This window comes from Pseudanabaena sp. PCC 9330, from assembly GCF_055795045.1.
Map to the genome: position 1 here is coordinate 25316 of NZ_JAYFES010000026.1, position 6000 is coordinate 31315.

Below are 6000 nucleotides of genomic sequence, written 5' to 3' on the forward strand. Positions count from 1 at the left end.
GGTAAAGAATTGTTAGGCCGTCCCTGCTCCAAAGCATGGGGGCTGCAATCGCTAAACCGATTGCCCTGTGGGGTTTAGGAGGGTTTTGCCCCGCCAGGGATGGCGTAGTGTCTGTACGGTTCGGAAGCGTAGCCCTCTTAGGGCGTAGCTACCCCCGCTGATAGGGCCGCTGTGCCATCTAACGCTCGGTGTCGCCTCATAACGCCCAAGAATGTCGAGACAGAGAGTCCTGGCGGGGAAAAGCGGTCAATGGCGGTCAATGGCGGTAAGTGGCGTCACAGAGCTAGTTCACCCGCGATTCACCCGTCTAGTTCACTTTCGATTCACCTGTCCAGTTCACCCGCGATTCACCTGTCTAGTTCACTTTCGATTCACCTGTCTAGTTCACTTTCGATTCACCTGTCCAGTTCACCCGCGATTCACCTGTCCAGTTCACCCGCGATTCACCTGTCTAGTTCACTTTCGATTCACCTGTCCAGTTCACCCTCTCGATTCACTCTGGGTTCACCCTCTCGATTCACTCTGGGTTCACCCTCTCGATTCACTCTGGGTTCACCCTCTCGATTCACTCTGGGTTCACCTTCTCGATTCACTCTGGGTTCACCTTCTCGATTCACTCTGAGTAGACTTTCCCGATCAACTCTGAGTAGACTTCTTTGATCGACCTGAGTAGACTTTCCCAATCAACTTTCAGTAGACTTTCCCGATCAACTCTCAGTAGACCGTTCAGTTAACTCTCAGTTGACTGTTCAGTTGACTGTTCAGTCGACTCTCAGTTGACCGTTCAGTTAACTCTCAGTAGACCGTTCAGTTAACTCTCAGTAGACCGTTCAGTTGACCATTCAGTTGACTCTCAGTAGACCTTTTTAGTTGACTCTCAGTAGACCGTTCAGTTGACCTTTCAGTCGACTCTCAGTTGACTTCCAGTAGACCGTTCAGTTGACCTTTCAGTCGACTCTCAGTTGACGGTTCAGTTGACTCTCAGTAGACCTTTTCAGTTGACTCCCAGTAGACCTTTCAGTTCACCCGCCTGGAACTGTCTTTTACGATTTTCTGGCTAGCCCTGCCTCTAGCGATCGACTCAGCGTAGCTCTGCTCACCACAATCGTGGCAGCTGCAGGGGAAATCCCAACTCAGGCTGAGGCCAAAATTCAGCCTCTTGGCATTCTCAAAAAGAGGGCCTAATTCTCAACAAGCCCTACTGGTTTTGCCCCAAACCGCCGAAACCCTTGCTATGCGGATAAACTAGACTTGCTGAAATTACAAAAAGAGCAAGTCAAGTTTTACAGGGCTAGTTTGGATCCAATTCTGAGGTGAGCCGGTGCCGAAGCGCGATCGCCACGACCAGGCAGAAATTTGGACGGCGGATCAGTTTGGGCAGGTGATGGGGGAGCTGAGCCCTAAAATGCGATCGCTGTTTTCGATCTGCTACTACACGGGCTGCCGGGTGAGCGAGGCGCGGCAGCTGCGGGCGGAGGATGTGGTGGGGGAGACAATCGTGCTGCGCAAGGCGACGACGAAGACGAAGCGGACGCGGGCGGTGCCGATTCATCCCAAGCTCAAGGCTGTTCTGGGGGAGACGGGGTTACCGACCAGCGGGTATCTGTTTCCAGGGCGCAGTGGCGAGGGGCCGATTACGCGGCAGGCTTGTGATTTGGCGCTCAGGAAGGCGTGCGGCCGTCTAGGTCTGCGCGGGTATAGCACCCACAGCAACCGGCGCACCTGGGCCACGCGGTTGGATAAGGCGGGGGTCAGGCTGAAGGCGATCCAAGACCTGGGCGGGTGGTCGTCGATGGCGGCGCTCCAGCGATACCTCGATGTGTCGGAGGAGGAGAAGGTGGAGGCGATCGCGCAGCTCTAATCACTGGCTGTTTAATCAATAGATTGAGTACTTCATGAAGCTGGGACAGCTTAAGCCGCTCTGGGCAATACTAAGATGCTCCCCCCATGTTCCAGCGACTCCATGCCCCCAGTCCCTACTTATGACGAGCTTATGCTGCCCCTGCTTCAGCTCGCCAGCCAGGACAGCGAAGAACACCCTATCCGAGAATTGAGAGAGCAGTTGGCCCAACAGATTGGACTTACTCCCGAAGAACGGGCTTTAAAGCTCCCCAGCGGTCGCCAATCAATTTTTGATAATCGGGTTGGCTGGGCCTGTACTCATCTCCGTAAGGCCCTGTTGCTAGAAAGCCCCCGCCGTGGGTACATCCGCATTTCCCCAAGGGGGCAAGACGTTCTGACTGAGCAGCCATCTGCTATCAACGACATATATTTGCAGCGGTTTGAGGAATACCGCCAGTTCAAAGAGCGCACCATCCCCGATGAACGAGATCGGCAGAATACAGTTGAAACAGCTAAGACTCAGCAGACGACTCCCGATGAGATGATCCGGGATGCCTATTCAATTCTGGAAGCCAGCTTACGGGATGACCTGCTGGACAAAATTAAGCAGATAGACCCTGGCGCTTTTGAATGGCTAGTTCTGCGATTGCTTCATGCTATGGGCTATGGAGGTAGCATCAAAGATGTTGAGGGAGTTCCCACCGGTCCAGATGGCGGCATTGATGGCCTAATTAAAGAAGATAAGCTAGGTCTTGATGCCATCTACATTCAGGCCAAGCGATGGGACCAGGACAAGTCGGTTGGGCGAGAGAAGATCCAAGCTTTCCAAGGTGCCCTAGCCGGTGTCGGAGCGAGGAAAGGGGTATTCATGACCACCTCCAGCTTCACCCAGCAGGCCCGCACCTACGTTGAGCGACTACGAGATAGCAAGATTGTGCTGATTGATGGTCAGCAGTTGGCTCAGCTCATGATTGAGCATGATGTGGGGGTCAGTATTCATGAGACGTTCCACCTCAAGCGAATTGACGAAGATTTCTTTACTGAGGCGTAGGCGATCGCCCCACCCCTACCCTACAGATCGCTCATCAGCCCCTAAACCCTTGCCTAGAGTGCTCTTAGCGGCAGTCAAAATCTTCAACACCAGCAGGGCAAACTGCCGTCCAGCCTCCTCGTTATCCAGCACTTCTAGCGAGAGCTTTTCGTGGTCAGTCATGGCGTCGAGCACCGTATCGACTACCCGTTTGGGAAACAGACCGTGCATCACCTGCTCAGCAGTGTGGTTATTGACCTGGGCCATCACGTCATCCTGGCGGCTGATGCGCTGGGCAATGGTGTTGAGGAACTGTAGCTGGTCGTCGTCGCCGACCTCTGCCCCAAATAGGTCGTTCAATGCCTGAATGATTTCCGAGAGGCGCTGTTTCTCGGGGTCGTGAGCTTTGCCGGTGCCGATCGCACTCCCCGGCTTCAGCAGATAATCTCCTTCATCTTCGGCCAGCCGCAGCTGCTGCTCAGCCCGCTTGGTGAGGCGATAGTGGGTCAGCTCCAGTTCTGAGATATCCACATCTTCTTGCTCCAGGCGATCACGCCGCAGCAGGGGGTGCAGATGCTTGGCATAGACGCAGAGCTGCTCTAGCTCTGCGTCTTCGTAATCGACGATCTGCGACAGAAACTCGTAGAGCCGCACAAAGCTCTGGAGGTTTTTCTTGAACAGATCGAGCTGGTCGATCTGTTCGCCTGCCGCTTTTAGCTCATGCTCGGCTTGTTTAAGGTTAGTGCTGTTGCCATGGGCGGCGTGTTTCTGCTCTAGGGCTTGGCGGCGGGCGGCTTCGGCGGCGGTGTAGCGCTGCTTAAAGCGGTCTACGGCGGGCTGGCAATAGTATTTGAGGTTGGCGTTGGCGGCCTTGGGGTTAAAGAAGGCCAGGGCAAAGGCTTCCACCTCCTGCCAGTGGTAAATGCCTTCCTCATCGAGTTTGCCTTGCAGGTCGTAGATGATCTGCGGGTCAGAGACATCGGCCAGTTCGGCCTTGGTGTAGTAGGGCAAAAAGGCCTCAAGGATGTCTTGGGCCTCGTTGAAGAAGTCGAGGATGAAGGTGGCTTTGCCAGGAAAGGGGCGGTTGAGCCGCGACAGGGTTTGCACGCAGTCGACGCCGTGCAGTTTTTTATCGACATACATGGCGCAGAGCTTGGGCTGATCGAAACCGGTCTGGTATTTGTTGGCGACGATCATGATGTTGAAGTCGGCGGTGTCGAAGGCTTTGGCCAGGTCGCGCCCGTTCAGCCCGGCATTGAGCAGGCTGCTGGTTTCGGTGACTTCTTCGGGGATGACATCATCGGGGGGCACGCTGCCCGAAAAGGCCACCAGGGGATGCACATCGGTATAGCCTTTCTCTTTGACGTAGGCTTTGAGCGCCAGCTGGTAACGCACCGCCTCTTGACGGCTGCTGGTGACCACCATGGCCTTAGCCTGCCCATTGAGCAGGTGGCGCACATGCTCTCGGAAGTGCTCGACTATCACCTCGACTTTTTGGCTGATGTTGTAGGGGTGCAGCCGCACCCAGCGGGCCAGCTTGGTGCGGGCTTTTTTAGAATCAACTTCTTCGTCGTCGCCGTTGGGATGGGCGATCTTCCAGGCAGTGGCGTAGGTGGTGTAGTTCAGCAGCACATCGAGAATGAAGTTCTCCTCAATCGCCTGGCGCATGGAGTAGAGGTGGAAGGGTGCGGGTTTGTTGTCGGCGCTGGCGGGCTGCTGGGGGTTGGGAGGACGGCCAAACAGCTCTAGGGTTTTGGCTTTTGGGGTGGCGGTAAAGGCGTAGTAGCTGATGCGGTCGTTGGGGCGGCGGGCCTGCACGGCGGCGGCGAGCAGTTCCTCGGCGCTGATGTCTTCCTGGTCGGGCTGATCACTGCCCAGGATGGCTTTGAGCTTGCTGGCGGCGGAGCCGGTCTGGGAAGAGTGGGCTTCGTCGGCGATCACCGCGTAGCGACCACTGGCCAGTGCGGGGTATTTATCCAGCGCGTCGAACAGGGCCGGGAAGGTTTGAATGGTGACGATGATGATGCGGGTTTGGGCGGCCAGCGCCTCGGCCAGCTGCTCTGACTTGCTCTGGCTGGTACCGTCGCGGGTAATGCGCACGACGACCCCCTGGGCGTGCTCAAACTGGTAGATGGTGTTTTGCAGCTGGCTGTCGAGCACGGTGCGATCAGTGACGACGATGACGGAGCTAAATAGTTTGTTGCCGGTGTCGTCATACATGGCCGCGAGCTGGTGGGCGGCCCAAGCGATGGAGTTGGATTTGCCCGACCCGGCGCTGTGCTGAACCAGATACCGCTGGCCAGCCCCTTCCCGATGGGTGGCCTCGATCAGCTGGTTCACCACCTGCCACTGGTGGTAGCGGGGGAAGATCAGTGTCTCCTTGGTAGTGCGGGTGCCGTCGAAGTGTTCGATGGTCTTCTGCTCCAGGTGCAGAAAGCGGCCCAGCACCTTGAGCCAGGCATCGGGCTGAAACAGCTGCTCCCACAGGTAGCCGGTGGCGTAGGAGTTTTCGTCGGCGGGGGGTGGGTTACCAGCGCCGCCCTCATCACTGCCCCGGTTGAAGGGCAAAAAGAAGGTGTCTTTGCCCGCTAGTTTGGTGGTCATGGCCACGTCTTGCTGGCTAACGGCGAAGTGGACCAGGGCACCGCGTTTGAAGGTCAGCAGGGGTTCGGCTTTGCGGGTGAGGGGGTCTTTGGTGGGTCGGTCGTGGCAATACTGCCGTTTGGCGTTTTCGATAGATTGTTTGAACTCGCTTTTGAGTTCGAGGGTGGCGGTGGGGATGCCGTTAACGAATAGCACCAGGTCAAGGCGGGGGTTATATTCGCCTTTGCGGGCGTGGGGGGAATAGGAGACTTCGGGCACGACGCGCAAGCGGTTGGCTTGGTAGCGGGCCTGGGTATCGGGGTTCATGCCGTGGTCGGGCTTGAAGCTGCACAGCTCGACTTTGACGCCGGGGAGTTTGAAGCCATGGCGCAGCACGTCGAGGGTGCCGGTTTTCTCCAGGGCGCGGACAGTTTGCTGAATTAGTACGCTGGCGGGGTCACTGGGATTGCTTTTGCAGAGTTTTTGCCAGCGATCTGGCCAGGCGGTTTGAAAGTAGGCCAGCAGGTCTTCGGTGTAGAGGGCGG

3 protein-coding genes are annotated in these 6000 nt (G+C 56.7%); 2 read left to right on the plus strand and 1 reads right to left on the minus strand.

Annotated elements, in window-relative coordinates; all coding sequences use genetic code 11:
* Positions 1-1321: 1321 nt before the first annotated feature.
* Together AC0QKW_RS00555 and AC0QKW_RS00560 are read left to right on the plus strand one after the other, a co-directional pair.
* A complete protein-coding gene (locus AC0QKW_RS00555; protein WP_473149124.1) occupies positions 1322-1861 on the plus strand; it encodes a tyrosine-type recombinase/integrase in 540 nt (179 codons plus the stop codon).
* Positions 1862-1993: 132 nt separating this feature from the next.
* Positions 1994-2893, plus strand: a complete 900-nt coding sequence (locus AC0QKW_RS00560) for a restriction endonuclease (RefSeq protein WP_473149125.1) — start codon at positions 1994-1996, stop codon at positions 2891-2893.
* 15 nt (positions 2894-2908) lie between these two features.
* Here the strand turns inward: AC0QKW_RS00560 and AC0QKW_RS00565 are convergent.
* A partial coding sequence (locus tag AC0QKW_RS00565; RefSeq protein ID WP_473149126.1) for a type I restriction endonuclease subunit R occupies positions 2909-6000 on the minus strand: 3092 nt, incomplete at its 5' end.